The organism is Pirellulaceae bacterium (genome assembly GCA_029243025.1).
In the GTDB taxonomy this organism is placed as follows: domain Bacteria; phylum Planctomycetota; class Planctomycetia; order Pirellulales; family Pirellulaceae.
Genome location: JAQWSU010000032.1, coordinates 132461 through 153437 on the forward strand (window position 1 = coordinate 132461; position 20977 = coordinate 153437).

Sequence of the window (20977 nt, forward strand, 5' to 3'; positions counted from 1 at the left end):
GACACAACTTAAATTGTTGAAGAGGTCCAGTTCTGCTCGACCTGACCACTCGGATATGTCCTGAAGGAATTGCCAGCGTTGTCTTCTGCTTCGCGACGCGATCCCTCATTTCCAGCAGTTCGTTTCGATTTCACCATCCATTACGGATTTGGCAAGAGAGATAAGCAGGAACAGGTTTTTGCCCCTTCAAGCCAGAGCAACGTCGAGCATCCGGGTAATTGCATAGGGATATCTTTGCAAACAGGATGACACGGGTTAGACTACCCCGACACACGAAGAAAGTCGGAGAGTCCTTTAAGGGAGAGTCCGCACTTTCGATCTCGATCAGGGCGATTGGCTCAGTTGGTTAGAGCGCCGCATTCACATTGCGGAGGTCACAGGTTCGAATCCCGTATCGCCCATTTAGAATTTGCTCTGATTTCTGCCAGTCGGCATAGATTTACTGCTTTCAAAGGACTGTGAGTAATTTGCTCAGAGTCCGATTTCTCTGCCATGTTTTTCGTACATTCACGAACTTTACTGAGCTGCGATGCGAGGTGTGGCGTCGAGCAGCCTCGAAATGCTCGTTGGCGAGGTGGGCGTCGTGATATCGGAAGATCGTATCAGCAATGCCCGAACCGAACGGCTTCGGAAGTGACACGAGGTTTTAGGTGGTGAATCGATCACTTTGTTCCGTTGGCAAAATAGTATCGATGCGGGTGGCTTGCAGCTAGTTTCGCACGTCAGGTCGAATATAATCGAGGTGCGAAGCATTTACCGATCATCAAATTGCGATGAGCAAAATGTCTCTGTCGTGACGCGTTTCAAACGAATGGTCATAGCCCAAAAGATGTTGTCACATGCATCACAGAATTCTACCGATCGCAATTCTGCTTGCTGCGAGTTCAGTCGGCGCCTCCGATCGGAACGTCGAACGTGAGCGACTCGATTTCTTTGAATCGAAGATCCGTCCTGTCCTCGTCAAACAGTGCTATGAATGCCACGCCGTTGATTCGAAGAAGCTAAGTGGCGGTTTGCTCGTTGATTCCCGGCAAGGTTTACTGCAGGGTGGCGAATCGGGTCCTGCTATCGTGCCAAACGCCCCGCAAGAAAGCCTGCTAATCTCCGCTCTGAAGCATGATGACTTCGAGATGCCTCCGAAAGGCAAATTATCCCAGCAGGTGATTGCTGATTTCGAAAAATGGATTGAGGACGGAGCGACTGATCCACGTGACACCACGAAGCAGGTGATCAGGCCGGAATCCATCGATATCGCAGCCGGCCGGAAGCACTGGGCTTATCAGCCGCTCCAAACACCGGCTATCCCCAAAGTGTCGGATGCCGCCTGGCCTGCCAACGACATCGATCGCTTTATCCTCGCCAGGCTGGAGTCGGCGGGACTGCCACCCGGTCCCGATGCGAGGGAAATCACCCTGATCCGTCGGCTACACTTTGACCTTATCGGCCTGCCTCCCACACCGGAGCAGATCGCTCGGTTCGTGGACAACACGTCGCCCGAGGCGTATGAGAACCTCGTTGACCAATTAATGGAATCACCCCGCTTCGGTGAACGTTGGGGCCGTCACTGGCTCGATGTATCGCGTTTCGCCGAGTCAATGTCGTTGCGTGGAGCCTTGCTCAAACATGCCTGGCGTTATCGCGACTACGTAATTGAATCGTTCAATAACGATAAGCCCTTCGATCAGTTCATCACACAGCAGCTCGCAGGCGATTTATTGGACGCATCGTCAATCGACGCACAGCGGCAGAATCTGATCGCCACAACGTTCCTGGTAATGGGTGACGCGCTCCTGGAAAACCAAGACAAGAGCCAACTCGACATGGATGTTGTCGATGAACAGCTCGAGGCAATAGGAAAAGGGCTATTAGCCCAAACGATTACCTGCGCGCGTTGTCACGATCACAAGTTTGACCCCATTCCCACCAGTGATTACTACGCTCTGGCAGGGATTCTCAAAAACATTCAAGGTTTGACACACGCCAATGTCTCCAAGTCGATCGAAATCCCCTTACCAATTTCGGAGGAGGCAAAACGAGAACTGGAGATCCACAATTCGACAGTCGCCAAATTGCAAAGCGAAATCAAAACGCTAAAGCTAAAAGAAGCCGGAAACGACCTGCTCCCATTGCAGGTAAAAGACCTACCCGGTTTTGTCGTGGACAACCCAGATGCAAAAGTCATCGGCAAGTGGAGTAAATCCAACGGCATTTTGAACCGCGTAGGTTCTGAGTACCTCGTGTCTAAAACCCTTGGCAGCAAAGTCATTTACCCCGTGACCTTTCCTGGGGCAGGCAAATACGAAGTACGTATTACGATTGCCCAGCACGCAAACCGTGCCCCTCAGGCCCACGTCATCGTTCACCATACGAACGGAAAAGAATCCTTTCGCATCGACCAGAGACAGAACCCGGGCAACTTTAACGAGTCCAGCTCGGATGGCTATTTTCAATCGTTGGGTTCTTATGCATTTCCATCAGGCCAATCGGATGCGGTCGAGATTTCGGTCCAGGATAGCGGTGGCCTGGTCGTTGCCGATGCAGTTCAGTTTCTGCCGGTCGACAACGACAGCAAAGTGACAATTCCTCCGATATCTCAATCAGTCAAGGGGCTTTCACTTGCCGAACGACAGGCCCTCAAGAAGCAAATCACCGAACTGACGACGGAGCTTTCCGCCCTGAAAAAGCGAGCACCGGACAGCGAACTGGTCAATTCCGTCGTTGAAAACTCGAAGCCGGCGGACTTAAAGATTCATATCCGTGGCAGTATCGATAATTTGGGCGCCATCGCTCCTCGCGGTATTCTGCAGGTCGCCCACTATGGCCCTGCCCCCAAGATGCCCACCAACGCAAGCGGCCGCTTGGAACTGGCCCACTGGATCGTCGATCCGGCCAATCCGCTGACAGCCCGCGTGATGGTGAACCGCGTGTGGCACTGGCTGATCGGCGCGGGGCTGATTCGCACTGTCGATAACTTTGGCACAACGGGTGAATCGCCCTCGCATCCCGAGTTACTCGATCATCTGGCCGTCCAATTCGTGCAACAAGGCTGGTCTGTAAAGAAACTGATCCGGACGATTGTGCTTTCCAGAACTTACCGCCTTTCATCCATGCGAGGCGAGCAACCAGAAGACCCAGAAAATCGACTATTGGCTCACATGAATCGTCGCCGGCTGGATGCCGAGTCACTGCGTGACACGATGCTGTCGGTTGGTGGCACATTGAATTTCGAGATGGGAGGTGCCACTTTTCCCGCCACTCTTAAAACAGACGTCGGCTTTCAGTTCCAGACACCACGGCGCAGTGTTTACGTCCCCGTATTTCGCAGTAGTTTGCCTGAGCTGTTTGAATTGTTCGATTTTGCCAATCCCAGCATGGTGACCGGTCGCCGCCACGTCAGCACAGTTGCTCCGCAAGCATTGTTTATGATGAATCATGCATTCGTTCGCTCGCAAGCCCAGCTCACTGCGGAAAGTATTTTAAACGAATCGCAACCCGAAAAAGCGAATCGCATCGACCACGCCTATCTGCTAATTCTCGGACGCCATGCGACTGAAGAAGAGATCGCAATTTGCCACCAGTTTTTGAGTTCGGTGAATGACACGACTGAAAGCGGCCGAGTCGCGGCCTGGACACAGATGGTGCAATCCCTGTTTTCAACTATCGAATTTCGCTACATCCGTTGACCAAGGTGAGATTTCATGCCTCCCTTTTATAATCGCATCACTCGACGAGCAGCACTTCAGCAAGCGGCCTGCGGTTTCGGCAGCTTGGCTTTGGCCGGATTATGTGCTGACTCTGTTCAAGCGGTAAACCCGCTCAAAGCCAAAGAGCCACATCTCCGCCCCAGAGCGAAACGGATTATTTTTCTGTTTATGCAGGGTGGGCCAAGTCACGTCGACACGTACGATCACAAGCCGTTGCTCTACAAAAATGACGGCAAACAAATGCCGTTCGATGACGCGCGGACAATCGCGAAGACGGGAAAGCGTGCAACTTCTCAGCGTGTGATGAAACCCATGTGGAAGTACAAACAATACGGAGAGTCGGGCCGACAGGTTTCTGATTTATTCTGTGAGACAGCGAAGCATTCTGACGACCTCACCTTTATTCACTCAATGCACACCGAAGGTGTGGCACACGGACCGGCTACGTTGTTCCTGCACTGTGGTTCAACCACTTTTGTGCGACCATCATTCGGCTCCTGGGTTACCTATGGCCTGGGGTCAGAGAATGAGAATTTGCCAGGCTTCATGTCCCTGGGACCGATCACCTCATCTGGCGGTGCTCGCAATTACGGTAACGCTTTTCTTCCCGCGGTAAATCAAGGCACAGCCATTGGCAAGAACGGGATGCTTGATCAGACCGCAACGATTAGGAACCTAAGCAACGCGAATTTGTCGAATAACGACCAACTAAGACAACTCCAATTTTTGCAACGTCTCAACACAGAGCAATTAAAGGGGGGAAGTCAAGACTCTGAATTTGAGGCGCTCGTCAGCTCCTACGAGTTGGCCTGGCAGATGCAAAACCATGCTCCTGATGTGCTGGACTTAAGCCAAGAGACACAGAAAACGATGGCGATGTATGGCATCGGTGAAAAGGCGACTGACAACTTCGGCCGCCAGTGCCTGATGGCGCGCCGACTGTGCGAAAACGGCGTTCGTTTTGTACAAGTCACCTCGGGCGCTTCGGGTGAGGTTCCCAATTGGGATCAACATTCAAAATTGCCCCAACACGAAATGCAGGCAAAGGCGGTCGACAAGCCAATCGCAGGATTGCTGCAGGACCTAAAGCAGCGTGGACTGTTGGAAGACACTATCGTCTGGTGCAGCGGTGAGTTTGGCCGCACGCCTTACGCTGAAAAAGATGGCACGGGCCGCGATCACAATGCCGATGGATTTACGACATGGCTCGCTGGCAATTGCTTGAAGTCCGGTTTCGCCCACGGTTCCACGGATGAGTTTGGGCACAAGGCAGTTGAGAACAAAGTCCACATGCACGATTTGCACGCGACGTTGCTGCACCTGCTGGGAATCGATCACGAGCAGCTAACCTACCGATATTCAGGGCGAGACTTTCGATTGACGGATGTCCACGGGGCGCTGGTCAAGGAGATTATGACGTAGCCTAAGCAAACGCTGCGATGCGTAAAAAATGCCCAAAACACGGTTACAAAAGATCAAAGTTAGTCCAAACGATCACGCCAATCTCTTTCGCTCCCGTTCGATCGCCTGAAGCGATTCGCCAATTGATTCACGAATCAAGCGATCCGCAAGCGAATCCAGTGGCGTGTCATCGCGATTAATAATGATTAATCTCCCGCCTCGCACTTTGGTCAATTTCGGCAATTCGGCAGCTGGAGTCACCACCAATGATGAACCGATGGCAAATAGCAACGATGCCTCTTCGCACCATTGCACAGCCTCTTGTAAAATATCTTGCGGCAACGACTGCCCGAACGAAATGGTGGCATGTTTGAGACGGCAACAACTGCAGCTCGAACAAGTTGGAACCTGATCATGCGTCAAAAAAGACTCAACAAGAGGCTCGGCGTCGTAGCGAGCAGAGCAATCCAAACAGATGATTTCTCGAGCCGTCCCATGCAATTCCAAAACCTGCTTCGAACCGGCCAATTGGTGTAACCCATCGATATTTTGGGTGATCACACCGTGGATCAACCCCTGCGTTTCCCAAGCTGCAATAATCTGATGCCCTACATTCGGTTGCGAATCAGCAAAAGCACGATGACCTTCTGATTTTTGCCGCCAATACTCGTGGCGAGCCTCTGGACTTGCTAGAAACTCTTCGTAGTAGACCGTCCGATACTTGGTCCAGACACCACCGGGCGAACGGAAATCAGGAATGCCACTTTCCGTACTAATTCCCGCCCCAGTAAAGACAACGGGCTTGTTCGCCTTCATCAGCCAAGAGGCAATTTGTTTTGAAACATCCCGATCATCGACCACGATTCACGACCCTCCACTTCCGTTCCAGGCTGTCAACTTCAATTACGTCGAAATAATGGTTTCGTGAAAGCCGCGTTACTTTCACTCTCATTGACGAGTTTCTCACAAAAGACGTCTGAATGCATCCTCTTCCAGCCACCCCATAAAAACGACCTCGCACGACTCATCACGCCCTTGCTTCTAGCTGGCTTGTGTCGCCAGATACCAATCACGAAGCACCCGATCACAGAAACCAATGGACTGTTTTGCTCGCGTCATCGAAATTACCAACGACATGCCTCCTTTCGGTCTTCAATTCAATCAACGTATATTGAAAGACTGATTGATTCGCAGCATCCGATCACCAGTGCACGATGCGGATAACTTACACCAATTTCATCTAATCCCAATCTTTCCGGTAAGCAAAGACACCATCCAACGATTCGGAAACGAGATTCCTTATGAATCAGCAGCAAGCGATCTTTGATTTATTCAACCTTTCGGGTCGAACGGCGCTGATCACAGGCGCTTCAGGCTGGCTAGGAACATCGATGGCATCTGCGTTGGCCGAAGCAGGCTGCCGAGTTGTCGTGACGAGCCGCCAAATTGATCGAGCTCGCCAGGTCGCCAATAGCTTGGCAACCCACGATGACCTTTCACACATCGCATTGCAACTTGATCAAATGGATCCAAACTCGATTCAATCGAGCTTTGCGGCTGCAATTGAAGCGGTGGGAAGGCTCGATATCCTGGTCAACAACGGACTGGAACTCGTCAAACAGGATCTGAACGACATCGATTTCGAAGGGTTCGCCCGCCATCAAGCCAATAATGCGGGCTATTTTGAACTCGCGCGCAAAATGCGGGACCATGCCGTCGAACTCGGTACCCCAGCAAGCATCGTTATGATCGGATCGATGTATGGAACCGTGGGATCCTATCCCGATACTTACCAAGGCCTGGGAACCGCCAGTTCGGTTGCTTACCATGCCCTCAAAGGAGCGACGCTGCAAATGACACGCCACCTGGCAGTGTATTGGGCAGGTGACAACGTTCGAGTCAATTGTTTGAGTCCCGGTCCATTTCCGAATCCCAATGCGAATCCCGATATCGTCGAACGACTGAAGACCAAATCACCCATGAATCGCATGGGGCAACCCGATGAACTTAAAGGCGCCTTGCTATTGTTGACTTCCGACGCAGGCAGTTACATTACCGGCCACAATCTGGTCGTTGATGGGGGTTGGACCGCCTGGTAACACAAATCGTGACAGTTGCAGCGGACTTCTTCGAATAATTTCTGCCCCGAGTAACCCGTCTCCGGTCAAACTTCTCCGCCCAGATTACTCGCCGTTAAGGCTACCCTGATGAAACGCATCAGAATCGCACAAATCGTGAGGACACGACTGTAGCGATTCGATCATCAAACAACCTCGCTTTGACTTGTAATTCGCTTAAAAAAAGAGCTTTTTTCACCTCCCGGCGCCACAATGGTGGGGAAGATCACCTGCCCCTTTCTAAGCACATTCTTTTTCATTTTCCAGAAATCGCAGATGAGTCAGTCAACGATTCTTCGGTAACCGATCGCATCAGTAAATTACAACCTCATCACGTCGTGCCCAATTCTTCGCTGCTTGACTTCCCAACACTTACCGGATGATGCGAGGCAGATTCTCAAGTGCGTCTTTCGAGCACCCCGTCGACCGATACTTGTCTGTCGGCAAACGCAATCATCTGCGTCGCACGCTTCGCGATATTCATGAATAATAAAAAAACAAAAGTGTCCAACCGGCGAACTCCCGCCACCACCGGATCGAAAGAAGATCATCAATCTTCCGTTACGAGTTATATATCGATTAGTAATTCATCCGCCGAAAATGCTACACCTGGTCATAACAACTAAAATTCACACACTCGTTATGGGGGCACTTATGATGATAATTATCCAGATCCAATCCCTCTAAGTTAACACAGTAAGATTTGGTCGTATAAAATCTAACCATAGAGTATCTTGCAAATTGGAAAATGAGCGGTTGTGCGTTTAAGCTTCGACCGATTTGTTACTCCAACACACGAAACACGATCGCCTTGGGGGGAAGGCAAGTACGACACAGGGGGGCCAGGCATTCACTCGATTATTCGATCAGCTGCCTAGTAGACAACTTTAAAATAAATCTTAGGTAGCCAGCAGAGATGAAAGCGACTGAGCCTTGAGGGAAATAAAATAAGATAATCCTTTAAGCTCGATGGAGGACACATCGATGGCTTCAGCATTTAGCAGTAGTAATCGCAGGTTAGATTCGACGGACGATTTATATCGTCGGTTGGAAATGGAGCGAACGAGACGAATGGAATTGGAATCGTATCTACGGAGACTTTGCACTCCGCAACGCTGGGCGAAGCATTGGGCGGAGACCACAGAACCATGGAGAGAGATAATCAAACTGTTGGAACAAAGTCATAATGATACGAATTGACAGCGATTCATTCACAACTCTGTGATTCGTTTCGCAAAATCCAGTGAAGAGTCACGGCTCGTTACGGGGCGAGCCTACTCTTTAGCTGCATGTCGATCGCTTTAGCGACTAACGGCGGCGAACGATCATTAGCATCGCTCGCTCCCAGGCAGGCGACCGACCGCTTGACGATTCACCTAACGCTGTCCAATCATCGTTGCGAAGGCATTCTTGCCGTTCACACACGGCATTCCCGTGCTGGTTGCTTCGAGTAAGTTATGCCTTGTCAGCATCTAACCCTTTGAAACCGTTCCAAGTCTCCTCGATATTTCGACGCCTACTTATTTTCTTACTCTTGTTCACGATCAATCAAACGGCCGGTATCACACAGGAGGCTTTGCCCTTGCCTGAGCAAACGGTCAATCGTTTACCCGTCAGGATCGCTTTTGGATCCTGTGCAAATCAAACGGAACCGCAACCAGTCCTGAAGACAGCATTCCGATCGCAGCCCGATATTTTCATCTATCTTGGCGACAACGTATCGGGTGACACACGTAACAAGAGGAAACTGCGCAATCAGTACCAGTAGTCGGTCGCAAGGAAGCATTCCAAGCTTTACGGCGAAACGTCACCCTCTTATCGATTTGGGACGACCACGATTACGGTGAGAATGACGCGGGACGTGAATACCCTCAGAAGGAGGCATCACGAGAGATCTTCCTGGACTTTTGGAACGTTCCGCAAACGAGTCCGCGTCGCAAACGGCCAGGCATCGATGGAGCTCACCGGTTTGTCAGTGGAGATCGAGCTTCCCAAATCATCCTTTTAGATACGCGTACCTTTCGCGATCCTTTATTGCGAAATTCCAACCCATTGCCTCCGAAGGCAAAATACAAGAATGATTACCGTCCGAACACTGCCCCGGGTAAGTCATTGATCAGATCAACCCTATGGCAAGGGCTCAGAACGCAATTGCTGAAACCGGCAGATCTCCGCATTATCAGTTCATCAATTCAATTCGCACATCAATACAACGGATGGAGATCTTGGACCAACCTACGCCGCGAGCGGGAAAAAATTTTCAACCTAATTCGAGATACGCAGGCAGCTGGCATGGTTTTTATTTCGGGAGATGTGCATTGGGGAGAGATTTCAATGCGAAAATCACCGCATACCTAACCCCCTGCACGATATCACGGCGAGTGGAATCACTAAAGAATGGGAAACAGTCGAACCCGACATCGATCGGGTAGTCGGCCCGGCCGTGCAGGCGAATCATTTTGGCCTGATCGCGATCGACTGGCAACAAGCTGTCCCGCCACACTCACGCTGCAAATCATCGATGTTAGCGGGGCTGCGAGACTATCCCACAAAGTTGACCGAAGCGACTTACAATTTTCGCGAAGCAGTCATCGGATTGTCCCTGTGCGCAATGCGACACTTCTCTCATCGTCGCAAGTAGAACACGAAGTCAACTAGACGTGATTCAGTTTGTTCAATCCGTTGTAAGCAGCCACCTTGTAACATTCAGCTAGAGTCGGGAAGTTGAACACGTTATTGATAAAGAACTCTGCGTCTCCATCCAATGCCATAACAGCTTGACCAATATGAATTAGCTCGGTGGCACCCGTTCCAATGACGTGAACGCCAAGAATCTTGTGAGTCTCTTGATGAATCAACATCTTGAGCATTCCCAAGTCGTCTCCCAACAGTTGCCCTCGCGCGATTTCCCGATACTGTGCAATTCCTGCTTCATACGGAATACCGCTGTCAGTTAACTCCTCCTCGTTTTTTCCAACCATCGAAATCTCGGGAACAGAATAGATGCCGTAGGGAAACAGCGATGTATTATAATTACCGACTTCATCGCAGCCGAATGCATTACAAATCGCGCGTCGGCCCTGTTCCATCGATGTCGAGGCGAGTGCGGGAAATCCAATAACGTCACCTGCAGCATAAATATGCGGTATATTCGTTTGATAATTGTCGTCGACCTGCAGACGTTCCCGATCGTCGAATTCGACGCCAACCTTATCAAGGCCAAGAGCGCCGCAGACTCCCTGCCGTCCCACCGCATAGAGCAGTGTTTCCGCGCGTAATGTTTTTCCTGATTCAAGTCTCGCCAACACGAGAGGTGCTGCAGCCCTCTCAGAGTCCTGGCCCTCCGTAATCTCCTCGATACCATCCACGCGTTCACCGAGGCGCAATGTAATCCCGCGTTGTCTCAAGAAATATTGAAAAGCGCCGGAAATTTCTTGATCCAGAAATCCCAGCAGTTGACTACGTCCCTCGACAAGCGTGACCCGAACCCCGAGCGTGGCCATCGTACAAGCGTACTCCGTGCCGATGACTCCCCCCCCAACAACAATCATCGTTTTCGGAAGTTTGTCGAGAGTTAGGACTTCATCACTGGTGAAGACAGAATTGAGATTAAAGGGAATGTGAGTCGGTCGCGCAGGACGGGTACCAACGGCAATTAGAAAACGAGAGGCGCGAATAAACTGTTCGCCGTCAGGACCTTCGATCGCCAGCGTATTAGGGTCGACAAAGCGCGCCGTCCCCCACAAGAGATCAATGTTATTGCGTTCGAATTGATTGCGGATCACATCCCATTCATGCCGAATCACCGTCTGAGAAACACCAACAATGTCTGCAATCGTGATGTCGCGTTTTACCCGGTAGGCTTGGCCAAAGAAGCCTCGCTTATTGGCTCCCGTTAGGTGCAGCGCTGCTTCGCGAAGTGCTTTCGAAGGGATCGTCCCTGTATTGATCTGCGCGCCGCCAAGCACATTGGTCTTTTCGACAATGGCGACGCTGCGTCCCAGCTTGGCAGCCTGAATTGCTCCCTTTTGACCTGCAGGCCCCGTACCGATCACGACGCAGTCGTATTCCTTCATATTAGCCGTCTCCTCAATCACGCTGAATTACAATGCTGAGGGGACAGCGTGCCGCCAGACTTCGCGTCCCAAGTCCCAAAAGACTTCACTGGTGAAGCCAACTGCGGTTAGCTGGCAGCGATTTATAACAAAAGAATGGCCGCTTAACCTAGAGGGTGTTTCCTCCATACACAGCAAGGAATCGAGTAATTATCTGACAAACGGGCCCCCTCATGCCATGTTGAAGGCTCAGATCGCGGCTCATCATTGTCGAGAATCGACGATTAAAATCAGCCAGAGGAAGGTCACCTTCCTTTTCCCTCACGGCGAACACCATAAATGTTGCCACTTTGCGTCAGAAGAATTAGGATGAAAGTGGAGGGTCAAACGCTTACTGCCACCGACTTTCACGTTTCCTGTTTCGGAACAACTCAAACGAGGAGTCAACGATGGCGCATCGAGTCGACCCCGTCTGGAAAGCAACCCTCTGCCTGCTCGTCCTCGTTGTCATCATGGGCGGAATCGTTTCCCGACGAAGCGAAGCCCAAGTTCGTCTACCGCCCAATCCCCGTTTGCGAGATCCCCGTTTGCGAGATCCCCGTTTGCGAGATCCCCGTTTGCAGGATCCCCGTTTGCAGGATCCCCGTTTGCAGGATCCCCGTTTGCGAGATCCCCGTTTGCGCAACCAACGAGTTCCCAACCAGCGACAGAATCGACGGCAACAAAATGGTCAAGCAGCGGCTGCGAACAATCGACAGCCGGTTCAAGACAACGCAAATCGCGTTCAACTCTCCCAAGGTATTCGTAACTTTGTGGAACAACAGTTGATTCCGGCCTACAACGCGCAGCAATCGGCATACATTTTACAGACGGCGCAAACTCGGCTCGCACGTGCAACCGACGAACAGATTCAAGAGATTGATCGGCTCTTAAAACAGAATGACGCTCCTTCGCTGGCTGCAATTTTGACGGACGCAAGGCTTCAAACGTTAAAATTAGCCGGCAGACGAGCTCCTAAATCATCGTTAATCGAATCGATATTAGTGATCGGCGAGGTGCAGCGTCGTCTGGACGAGTTCCTCCAGGAAATCGAATCCAATCCAATCATGAAAGATCCGTTGCCCAAACCAAAACAGCTGGGCGATTTTCGTGATTTGCTCTGGACCACCCATGTGGATCGAAATCGACTTTTGGTGGCCAAGCAATTGGTTGGGGTTGGCCGTATGATCCAGAGAAAAAAAGGGCTTTCCCGCACGAAGAACTTGAGCGAAGAACGGAAAGAGATCCTCAAAACAGACTTTCGCAAGACCGATCGAAGATTCCGTAACGCGTATAACGATTTGGAGGAACGAAGTCTTGAGTTACGTGTCAAACGCATCGGATTTGCAGTTCGCATTCTGACCCGATCGGAATCGCCGAAAGATCGCTTCCTCGCCGCTTACGCGGTTGGCGTTGATGGTCCCGATCTCATTGAATTACTCGATGAAGACCGCGGAAAATTTAATCGTTCCTTTTTGAACGAAGTCGACTTAGATACGCTTGAAGCGGAGATGCACTCAGGCGTTGAAAAAGCGGGTGACTTGGTGGCCAAAAGTCGGCTCCTGTTTGCCGGGTTGCATTGGTGGCGACGAGGGCGTTACGGCAGTGGCCCCATTGCGATGGGTTTGATCAAGGGACCAGCGGCAGCGACCAATGCTGGTGCGCGTATCGGTTTATTCATGCCGACGATCGCACCCACGCCGAGTGACCCCATGAAGGCAAAAATGGGGCAAATCCCCACTTTCGATCGGAGGCATCATTATTCATGGGCTTTTCAAGACCGAGACTTTCGCGAATACATGGCAGGACAAACCCAAGAAGTCGCAATTCGTGATGTTAACGACACCTTCCAAGGTGGTCACTTTGACGGAACCATTGAAGGACAATTCTGGTGAGGTGAGTTACCCCCTGCTGCAATCTGGACGGTTGCCACGAAAGAAACCACACGAAAAACGACAACCTACACGGGCCATTTCATGCCCAAGTCAAATCCCAATTTAGCCTATCGTGTGGTTGGCTACACCGAGTACGCAAACGCATTACAACATCTGGATAAACTCGCAAGCATCGCCTCCGAAGAGGAATTCGAGGCCATTGATCAGATTGTCACGTCGGAACCAGAATTCAAAATTTACACGAATCTTGCGAGAAAGATGCAACCTCCCGATACGACGCTCATCGAATCTCCCGATTCAGAGGACGATGATTACAGTCGGCACGGTTTTCGCTGGGTGACCGCCTTAGCACGCGTCGAATTGGCCGCAATAATCGCCGGCTTCACGCAACACCGGGCCCCCTTTCATTTTGTTGCCGGTACAGGCTATGACATCGACGAGTATCGTGAATTGATCCAAGATGGGGCAAGAACGCACTACTGGGGCCTGAAGAGCGATCCAATTTTCGCGAAGCTGAGACGTCGCTTTCAAGCGAATCCGTTAACCCTGACTTACTTGCGCAGAATGAATATAGCAACAGCTTTTCTACGTGCTTCAGGAGACGTTTCAGCGGGTAAAGATTACTCGGCACAACAACTCGGGGAAGTGCAACACTATCTAAAAACACTTCAAGGAATCCGAGAACGACTCAAAGTGTCCATCACGTTGTATTTGGCCGACGTGACTTCAAGATCACGAACCGATCGCTCCCGCAGCAGTGAAAAAAAGCTGTTGCAAATGTGCAATGAGGGAATTTGCCGAGAATTCGATTGATTGTTGGTGCGATTACACCGCGGTCTGGCAAACAAGACTAACGTTGCCCACGACGAGTTGTTCAATGCAGGAACTGCCCGCTAACCACTAAACGATCAAACTCGCAGTTCCTCTTGCTGAACTTGTGACTGACTCGCAAATCGCGATCGAACTGGAGCGATCTCTGCCTTGACAAATTCAGCGACCTGATCGGGCGCTCGCCCGACAAATTGCCGCGCATCGGTCACGGAGTCAAAATCGACGCCCTGAAATGCATCGTCGGCTTGCAACCGCTGTAAAAGGTCATTCGACCGACCAAAATTTTTGATCTCACCTGCAGCGGCCTGACTATGCACTCGAATACGTTCATGCAAGTCTTGGCGATCTCCTCCCAGAGCAACCGCTGCCATCATGATATTTTCGGTTGCCATGAAAGGCAGTTCTTCTTGCAGGTTGCGAGCAATCACTTCAGGGTACACAACAAGCCCCGACGCTACATTCTGATAGATGATCAGAATTGCATCGATTCCCAAAAAAGCCTGAGGCAGCACAAGCCTGCGATTGGCGCTGTCGTCTAAGGTACGTTCCATCCATTGGGTTGAAATCGTTTGAGCAGCACTGGACTGCAGGCTTGTCACAAACCTCGCCAAGCCACAGATGCGTTCACTCCTCATCGGATTCCGTTTGTAGGCCATTGCGGAAGACCCAATCTGATGTTTTTCAAACGGCTCCTCAATTTCTTTACGATTGGCCAGAAGTCGAAGATCTGTCGCAGCCTTGTGGGCACTTTGAGCGATACCCGAAAGGCTATCGAGGACCTGAGCATCCACTTTTCTCGAGTAGGTTTGGCCCGTGACCGCATAGACCTGTTCGAAGCCGATTTTCTCGGCCACCAACCGCTCTAATTGTCGCACCTTTTCACCGTCGTTATTGAACAACTCCAAAAAACTGGCCTGCGTCCCGGTTGTCCCTTTTACGCTTCGCGCACGTAACCGATCAAGCCGATGATCCATGTCCTCCAAGTCCAACAATAAATCTTGAACCCAAAGCGTGGCCCGCTTGCCAACCGTTGTTGGCTGGGCAGGCTGCATGTGCGTGTACGCCAAGCAAGGAATCTCCCTGTGCTGCTCGGCAAAGTCAGTAAGTCGATCAATAACGCTAAACAGACGACTTCGCACCAATTCCAACGATTCTCGAAGCAAAATCAAGTCCGTGTTGTCCGTGACAAAACAACTCGTTGCACCAAGATGAATGATTGGCCTCGCATCGGGACACACATCGCCAAAAGCGTGAACGTGAGCCATCACATCGTGACGTAATTTTTTCTCATAGGATTCGGCAGCGGCAAAATCAAGATTGTCCAGCTGATCTCGCATCTGCTGAATTTGGCCAGGTTTGACGTCAAGTCCCAACTCAGCCTCCGCCTCCGCCAAAGCGATCCACAAAGAGCGCCAAGTGGTGAATTTCCGACGGGCACCCCACAATTCACTCATCTGCTTCGAGGCATAGCGAGAAATCAAAGGATTTTGGTATTCGTCGTATGTCATAGGACGCCTTGTTATTTCCAACTTCAAATCCACTCACCGACACGTGCCCCAAGCAATTTGGCCCACCACGTGTCATCCCAGAATGAGCTACCCAGAGGAGATTATTTTAACCGTTTCCCAATTTCTCGCGAGACCCTCAAAGGCCACTACATGTTCGTCACATCATCCACCACGTGTCGTCCCAATAAGCGATCGATGGCCTGAGCGACGACCGGAGCTAACTCAGCCGCCTGCGCATAGACACGACAAATCCGGTGACTAACGGGTAAGTGTCGAAACAGCTCATTATCGTTCAAGGGCCGCACTTCATCCCGTGCCGAGTCATAGAGGAAGTTCTGACGCTTGGCAGGACCACTGGTGTGGGGACGATAGATGTGTCGAGCAATGTCAATTCGTAGCGGAACATCTTGGAACGCTGCTGGTAACTCACGACGAACACTTTGCTCGACCCATTCCGGACGATTAAAGACACTGCTGCTCTCGGTCGATTGTTCATCGAATACCAGACTCCGCTGACAGACCATCTGCCAATCAATCTCGCGTCGGAGCAGTTTTCTCCAACGCAAACCCAATTCGCGTTGCGTTGCATCGCTACTTTGATCCCAGCGAGCTACGTCGACCAACAACGATGATTCGGTGAATTGTTGGTAAGCTTGCAGTTGCTCTAACGGAGATTCAGGAAAGAAATAGTTTCGGCTTTCAACAAATAAGTCCGCCAAGGTCAAGTCGATGGCTCGAACCGTTCGGTGAAAATAAATAGTTCGAAACAACTCAGCTCGTGCTGACATGAAACGAATTAACGCTTCAATCCCCCGGTCATGGATGGTCAATCCCCGATCGGTGAAAAAGCTGTAATGCAGCAGGCGTTCCAGATCAAACGCCCGTTGGCTGTACCCTGACATGTAGGCATCGCGAAGCACAAAATCCAAATTGTCGATCGTGTAGATTCCGCTCAGTAAGCTGCGAATTAACGTCAGCCAACGAGGTCGCCCCTTCGCATCTTGCTCTCCCTTCGGTCGACAAATCACCCAAGCAATTTGGTCAGGATCAAGCGTCTCATCATCCGCCAGACTGCTGTTGGGATTCCGTCTGACGAGCTGCAACAGAGGACCTAGCTCATCTCGAATGATGCGCGCGCCAAGAATCTCGTGATTGAGTTCATGCCGAGATAAAAAATGTTCGTCAAAAAAATGTCCGAAAGGACCGTGACCGACATCGTGAAGCAAGCCGGCCATGCGGAGGAGAGATTCCACATATCCGCGACTGGGGATTTCCTCCCCCGACGCTTGGCAACTCGACTTCAGACTGTCGTAAAGCTGCTCGATTACCCGACTGGCCAAATGCATTACCCCCAATACATGTTGGAAACGCGTATGTTCGGCAGAAGGAAAGACCCACCAAGCGGTTTGCAATTGATGGATCTGCCGCAGTCGTTGGACCCAGGGGTGATCAATGATGTCTCGCTCAGACAGCTCCCCTTCAGCCGCATCGGCGGTGAAAGCAATGTATCCGTGAATTGGGTCGTAGCTGAGATTCTCTTGATATTCTTGGCTCATGGCCGAATTATTGCGCAAGTAGTGGTAGCACGTCCAGCAACCCGCAAAGTTCATTTTTTTTCCCTATCCTTCCTAGACCCAAAAAGCCATTGCCTGTAGGCTTGCAAATCAATAGGCTACCGGCACCTTAACTTTTCGTTCTGTAACCATTAGAGGGAGCTGAGAAAAGCGATTTTTGCTCGACTCACTCCTCGCCGATGATAAGAGAACCGCAGGTAGCACGTGCAGGAATGGCGGACAGATACACGTTCACCAGCCTGCGAAGCCCCCCTTGTGTGGCAAAAGGAGTCCGCGTTGTGATCCGACTGTTTGTTATTGCTTGTCTGAGCTTCTTTGTGATGCCCTTTCCAACCGCGTCACTCGCCTCACCACCGGCTGATCAATTGCTACCGACAACCACGAAAGGATTCGTTTCGGTTCCTGATGTGGACGACTTTCGAAAGCGTTGGGACAACATGCAACTGGGGAAATTAAGTGCGGACCCCATCATGAAGCCGTTTGCAGACGATCTACAACGACAATTTCGAGATCGAATTATCAACTCACGATTTCACGTGGCCGTTTCCTGGGACCAGCTAGCCGAGGCTTGTGGTGGGGAATTTTGCGTCGCCAGTGTTCAACCGGACAACGATCCGGAGAAGCATGCTGCCGTCATGATTGTTGATGTCCAGGGACGTCAACAACAAGCGCAAAACGTGATCAAAGACATCAGTGACCAGCTGCTCAAAAAGGGGGCCAAGCGAAGCGTCGTCAAGGCAGGTGACCACGAGTTGGTGATCCACGATCTCCCGCGTGAAAAGGGACAGATTCAAGCGAATCGCGTCATCCGCTTTTTGGTCGATGATACCCTCGTCGTAAGCAACGACGAGCCCGTCTGTCGACAAGTTCTAAAGCATCTTGTCGACGGAAATTCTGCCGATACGCTGCACACGTTAAAATCATTTGTAGAAGTGATGGACCGAGTTAGCGCAGAGGCTGGAAATACACCACCACAAATCCGCTGGTACATTGATCCGTTTGACTACGCTCAGGTTGTTCGTGCCGCCCAAGGGGGTCGCAAAAAGCGAGGCAAAGACATGCTAAGCATCCTGCGAACACAAGGGTTTGATGCGGTTCAGGCGATCGGTGGCTACGTACACATGGCCACTGGACAGCATGAAATGCTGCATCGCACAATGGTTTATGCTCCTCCTGTTGAGGAGTCGGGCTCGGAGCGTTATCGACTGGCGGCTCGGATGCTCAATTTCCCCAACGACACCCAATGGAATTGGCAAAACTGGTTACCCCGTGAACTTGCTTCGGCGACAAGTTTTCGATGGAAAGCACAAGATGCGTTCCGTTACTCCAAAACACTCGTCGACGCGATTGCGGGCAGCGAGGGCTTTTTTGATGATTTGCTCAGCAGTATCAAAGATGATCCCAACGGCCCACAAATTGATGTGCAGAAAGAGTTCGTGAGCTACTTGGGTGAAAACGTGACGGTCATGTCAGATCACATGTTTCCGATCACGCCAAAATCCGAACGATTGTTGGTTGCCGTCGCCTTGACGGATCCGGAAGCGGTTCGCAAGACAGTTCACAAGGCGCTGAATAACGATCCGGACGCTCGTCCAATTGACGTGGGAGATCACACAATCTGGGAGATTATCGACCAAGAAGATGAATCGGCTCCCGACTTGGAGCTCGAACTTGAGGGCATTGACCCGATTGGTGATACCGAAGTCTACGACGACGTTGCGGAAGATGAAAACCTCCTCAGAAACTCAGCGATCACGGTCGCCCATGGTCAACTGATGGTTGCCACCCACGTCGACTGTTTGCGTCGGATCTTGGAATCGCGTCCCGCAACCGATCAGCTGAATCACTGTGAAGATTTCCGTCTGGTAGAAAAGCATCTGCGGGAAATTGGCGCGAATTCGGACTGTGTTCGCTTTTTCACACGAACCGACGAAGCCTACCGGCCCACCTACGAACTCATTCGCCAGGGCCGGATGCCAGAATCGGAATCAATGCTAGGAAAGCTGCTCAATCGGATGCTCGGTCCGGACGAGGACGGCGTGCTACGTGATCAGCAGATCGACGGCAGCCAATTGCCTGAGTATCAGGCGGTTCGCCGCTACCTGGGCCCTTCGGGTACTTTTGTGAGATCGGAAGACAACGGCTGGTTTGCCAGCGGTTGTCTGCTCGACAAACAAGCCGCTTACGTCGACGGCGTGGAGCAACCGGCAATCACGGCTCAACTCGAAGAAGAAGAACCAAGCAAGACCCACTAGTTGCCAGCATTCCCTGGTTAGGTCTTTCGTCCTACCGCAATGCGTTCCACGATGTCAAAAACGGGTTTCGGCTGACCCTTGTCAGTTAGCAGCCCGCCGGCGTTATCAGCCTGGTCCAGGAAGGGCTCCCAAACGACTCCGTGGATGGACGACTTGCGCGAGAAGAGTTCAAGCAATTGCGTCACACGTTCCCAATGTTGGCTCTTGGCCGATATCTCCTGGCCTTTCTTTCCAACGGACAAAAGGATCACCAGAGGCAACCCTAACTGACTCCATTGGTCAATCATCTGATTGAACGCCAACAGGTCTCGTGGCAAAGTGCAGCCGGGACAGGAATCAATTTGGATTTGCAACGCAATCGCTGAGAGACCAAGGTCACCTCGAACCAAAATGTCGATGAACTGAAATGGCGTAAGATCTTGTGACTCCCGCCCCAGGTATTCGCCCCACGGCTGTTTCACACCGACGAGGACCGGCGTACGCCGATCAGACTGTCGCACACTTTCGAGAACATCCACCGTCAGACGCAGACGTTGCTCCTCCGAAAGTCCAAGTGCACCATCGATGTTTGTACCGGCGGTACAGAGCCAAAAACGAAATCTCCCCGCGTAGCGTGCCGCGACTTTGCGAACATACGCAATCACGTAGGATTGGATTGCCTCAACATCGTTCTCCCACAAGTAAAGCCAGTCAGGTAAACCACTCCGATCCAGCGTTAGTAACGGTCCACAACCCACTCGAAACCGATCGGCATCCAATGACCGGACGATTTCATCTAACTCATCCCACACCCACTCCCCCGGATTGATTTCGAGATCACCCCAATTGCGATCGATCAACACAACATTAGGGAGAATTCGATCGATGGAATCCGCATGAGCCGCCTCTCTCGAATTATGCACCACGGCGCCCCACACGGCCGTCGAGCCTGTCCGGCATTCGGGGGAAGTTGTCACTCGTTCATTTTGCCCCATCAGCGAAGTTAACGTCAGGGCATGGGCGAGTGACGCGTGAGCCTCCTGAGACGACCGTTCTAGGTCATGTTGAGCCAATGACGCGTTGACAAAGTGGCTCATGGCTCGACGAAGCAGTTGCCGCGAGTCATCGGAGAACCGAAATCCATGAACTTCCGCCGTATTAAGTTGAGTCTGGAGTCGAGCTAAGCAACCGCGAGCCAATTCAAGCGGCAAAAAATAGTGGCGATCTCCTGGAGACAAGGTGCTGGTGGAGAGGGCCAGTTCCCCATGCCCCTCAACGTGCCAAAGCATTACCAAACGGCCCGATTCGGCCGTGTCACGCGTAATGACCAAACGATTGCCGTCCAGCTCCACCCTGCTTTCCCAGGGCACCCCATCACTTCCTACCATATAGGCACAATCCAGCGCATTTGCGTTGAAATGGAACTGCGGCGGAATGAGAAAATGGATGGACCTCATCTTGAGATTTTTTTCCCCTTGCGCTGGTGAAGACCCGAAGAGTAACCCGGCGTTTCGAGTCTAAACGACCGGGCAAGGCTCCACAACCGACGCCCGATTTCGAACGGGTCGGTATTCGGTATATCCGTCGCTTTGCAATGCTTTGAGGCTCGTCAAATCGTC

12 protein-coding genes and 1 tRNA gene are annotated in these 20977 nt (G+C 51.4%); 8 read left to right on the plus strand and 5 right to left on the minus strand.

The window, feature by feature from the left end:
- Positions 1-327: 327 nt before the first annotated feature.
- From P8N76_15040 to P8N76_15050, 3 genes are all read left to right on the plus strand, one after another.
- A tRNA-Val gene (locus P8N76_15040) sits at positions 328-401 on the plus strand.
- 438 nt (positions 402-839) lie between these two features.
- Positions 840-3683, plus strand: a complete 2844-nt coding sequence (locus P8N76_15045) for a DUF1553 domain-containing protein (protein ID MDG2382983.1) — start codon at positions 840-842, stop codon at positions 3681-3683.
- Between the two features lie 15 nt (positions 3684-3698).
- Complete coding sequence (locus tag P8N76_15050; GenBank protein MDG2382984.1) at positions 3699-5126, plus strand: DUF1501 domain-containing protein; 1428 nt, start codon at positions 3699-3701, stop codon at positions 5124-5126.
- A gap of 72 nt (positions 5127-5198) precedes the next feature.
- On the opposite strand, the gene P8N76_15055 is transcribed toward P8N76_15050, so the two are convergent.
- On the minus strand, positions 5199-5966 hold the full coding sequence (locus P8N76_15055; protein MDG2382985.1) for an NAD-dependent protein deacylase: 768 nt from the start codon (positions 5964-5966) through the stop codon (positions 5199-5201).
- A gap of 440 nt (positions 5967-6406) precedes the next feature.
- Here P8N76_15055 and P8N76_15060 point away from each other — a divergent pair, with 440 nt between their 5' ends.
- Positions 6407-7204: an SDR family oxidoreductase gene (locus P8N76_15060; protein MDG2382986.1), complete on the plus strand. Its 798-nt coding sequence runs from the start codon at positions 6407-6409 to the stop codon at positions 7202-7204.
- Positions 7205-8684: 1480 nt separating this feature from the next.
- Positions 8685-8990, plus strand: a complete 306-nt coding sequence (locus tag P8N76_15065; GenBank protein MDG2382987.1) for a hypothetical protein — start codon at positions 8685-8687, stop codon at positions 8988-8990.
- An 886-nt stretch (positions 8991-9876) separates the two neighbouring features.
- Here P8N76_15065 and sthA read toward each other — a convergent pair.
- Positions 9877-11298 carry a Si-specific NAD(P)(+) transhydrogenase gene (gene sthA, locus P8N76_15070; GenBank protein ID MDG2382988.1) on the minus strand — a complete coding sequence of 474 codons (1422 nt, stop codon included), beginning with the start codon at positions 11296-11298 and terminating at the stop codon, positions 9877-9879.
- 428 nt (positions 11299-11726) lie between these two features.
- Between sthA and P8N76_15075 the strand changes: the two genes are divergently transcribed.
- Positions 11727-13211 (plus strand): hypothetical protein, encoded by a 1485-nt coding sequence (locus P8N76_15075; GenBank protein ID MDG2382989.1) that lies wholly within the window; start codon positions 11727-11729, stop codon positions 13209-13211.
- An 81-nt stretch (positions 13212-13292) separates the two neighbouring features.
- Positions 13293-14024, plus strand: coding sequence for a hypothetical protein (locus P8N76_15080; protein ID MDG2382990.1), 732 nt, complete (start codon positions 13293-13295; stop codon positions 14022-14024).
- A gap of 95 nt (positions 14025-14119) precedes the next feature.
- Here the strand turns inward: P8N76_15080 and purB are convergent, their stop codons facing one another.
- Positions 14120-15550 carry an adenylosuccinate lyase gene (gene purB / locus P8N76_15085; GenBank protein ID MDG2382991.1) on the minus strand — a complete coding sequence of 477 codons (1431 nt, stop codon included), beginning with the start codon at positions 15548-15550 and terminating at the stop codon, positions 14120-14122.
- 146 nt (positions 15551-15696) lie between these two features.
- Complete coding sequence (locus P8N76_15090; protein ID MDG2382992.1) at positions 15697-17160, minus strand: HD domain-containing protein; 1464 nt, start codon at positions 17158-17160, stop codon at positions 15697-15699.
- A gap of 242 nt (positions 17161-17402) precedes the next feature.
- On the opposite strand from P8N76_15090, the gene P8N76_15095 reads away from it, so the two are divergent.
- Entirely contained in the window at positions 17403-19379 is a 1977-nt protein-coding gene (locus P8N76_15095; protein ID MDG2382993.1) for a hypothetical protein, read from the plus strand.
- A gap of 17 nt (positions 19380-19396) precedes the next feature.
- Here the strand turns inward: P8N76_15095 and P8N76_15100 are convergent, their stop codons facing one another.
- Positions 19397-20815: a hypothetical protein gene (locus P8N76_15100; protein MDG2382994.1), complete on the minus strand. Its 1419-nt coding sequence runs from the start codon at positions 20813-20815 to the stop codon at positions 19397-19399.
- Positions 20816-20977: the final 162 nt, after the last annotated feature.

Excerpts from the sequence above, each read along its gene's own strand:
- P8N76_15045 (MDG2382983.1), top strand. The coding sequence starts at position 840 with ATGCATCACAGAATTCTACCGATCGCAATTCTGCTTGCTGCGAGTTCA.
- P8N76_15050 (MDG2382984.1), top strand. The coding sequence starts at position 3,699 with ATGCCTCCCTTTTATAATCGCATCACTCGACGAGCAGCACTTCAGCAA.
- P8N76_15060 (MDG2382986.1), top strand. The coding sequence starts at position 6,407 with ATGAATCAGCAGCAAGCGATCTTTGATTTATTCAACCTTTCGGGTCGA.
- sthA (MDG2382988.1), bottom strand. The coding sequence starts at position 11,298 with ATGAAGGAATACGACTGCGTCGTGATCGGTACGGGGCCTGCAGGTCAA.
- P8N76_15075 (MDG2382989.1), top strand. The coding sequence starts at position 11,727 with ATGGCGCATCGAGTCGACCCCGTCTGGAAAGCAACCCTCTGCCTGCTC.
- P8N76_15080 (MDG2382990.1), top strand. The coding sequence starts at position 13,293 with ATGCCCAAGTCAAATCCCAATTTAGCCTATCGTGTGGTTGGCTACACC.
- purB (MDG2382991.1), bottom strand. The coding sequence starts at position 15,550 with ATGACATACGACGAATACCAAAATCCTTTGATTTCTCGCTATGCCTCG.
- P8N76_15090 (MDG2382992.1), bottom strand. The coding sequence starts at position 17,160 with ATGAACTTTGCGGGTTGCTGGACGTGCTACCACTACTTGCGCAATAAT.
- P8N76_15100 (MDG2382994.1), bottom strand. The coding sequence starts at position 20,815 with ATGAGGTCCATCCATTTTCTCATTCCGCCGCAGTTCCATTTCAACGCA.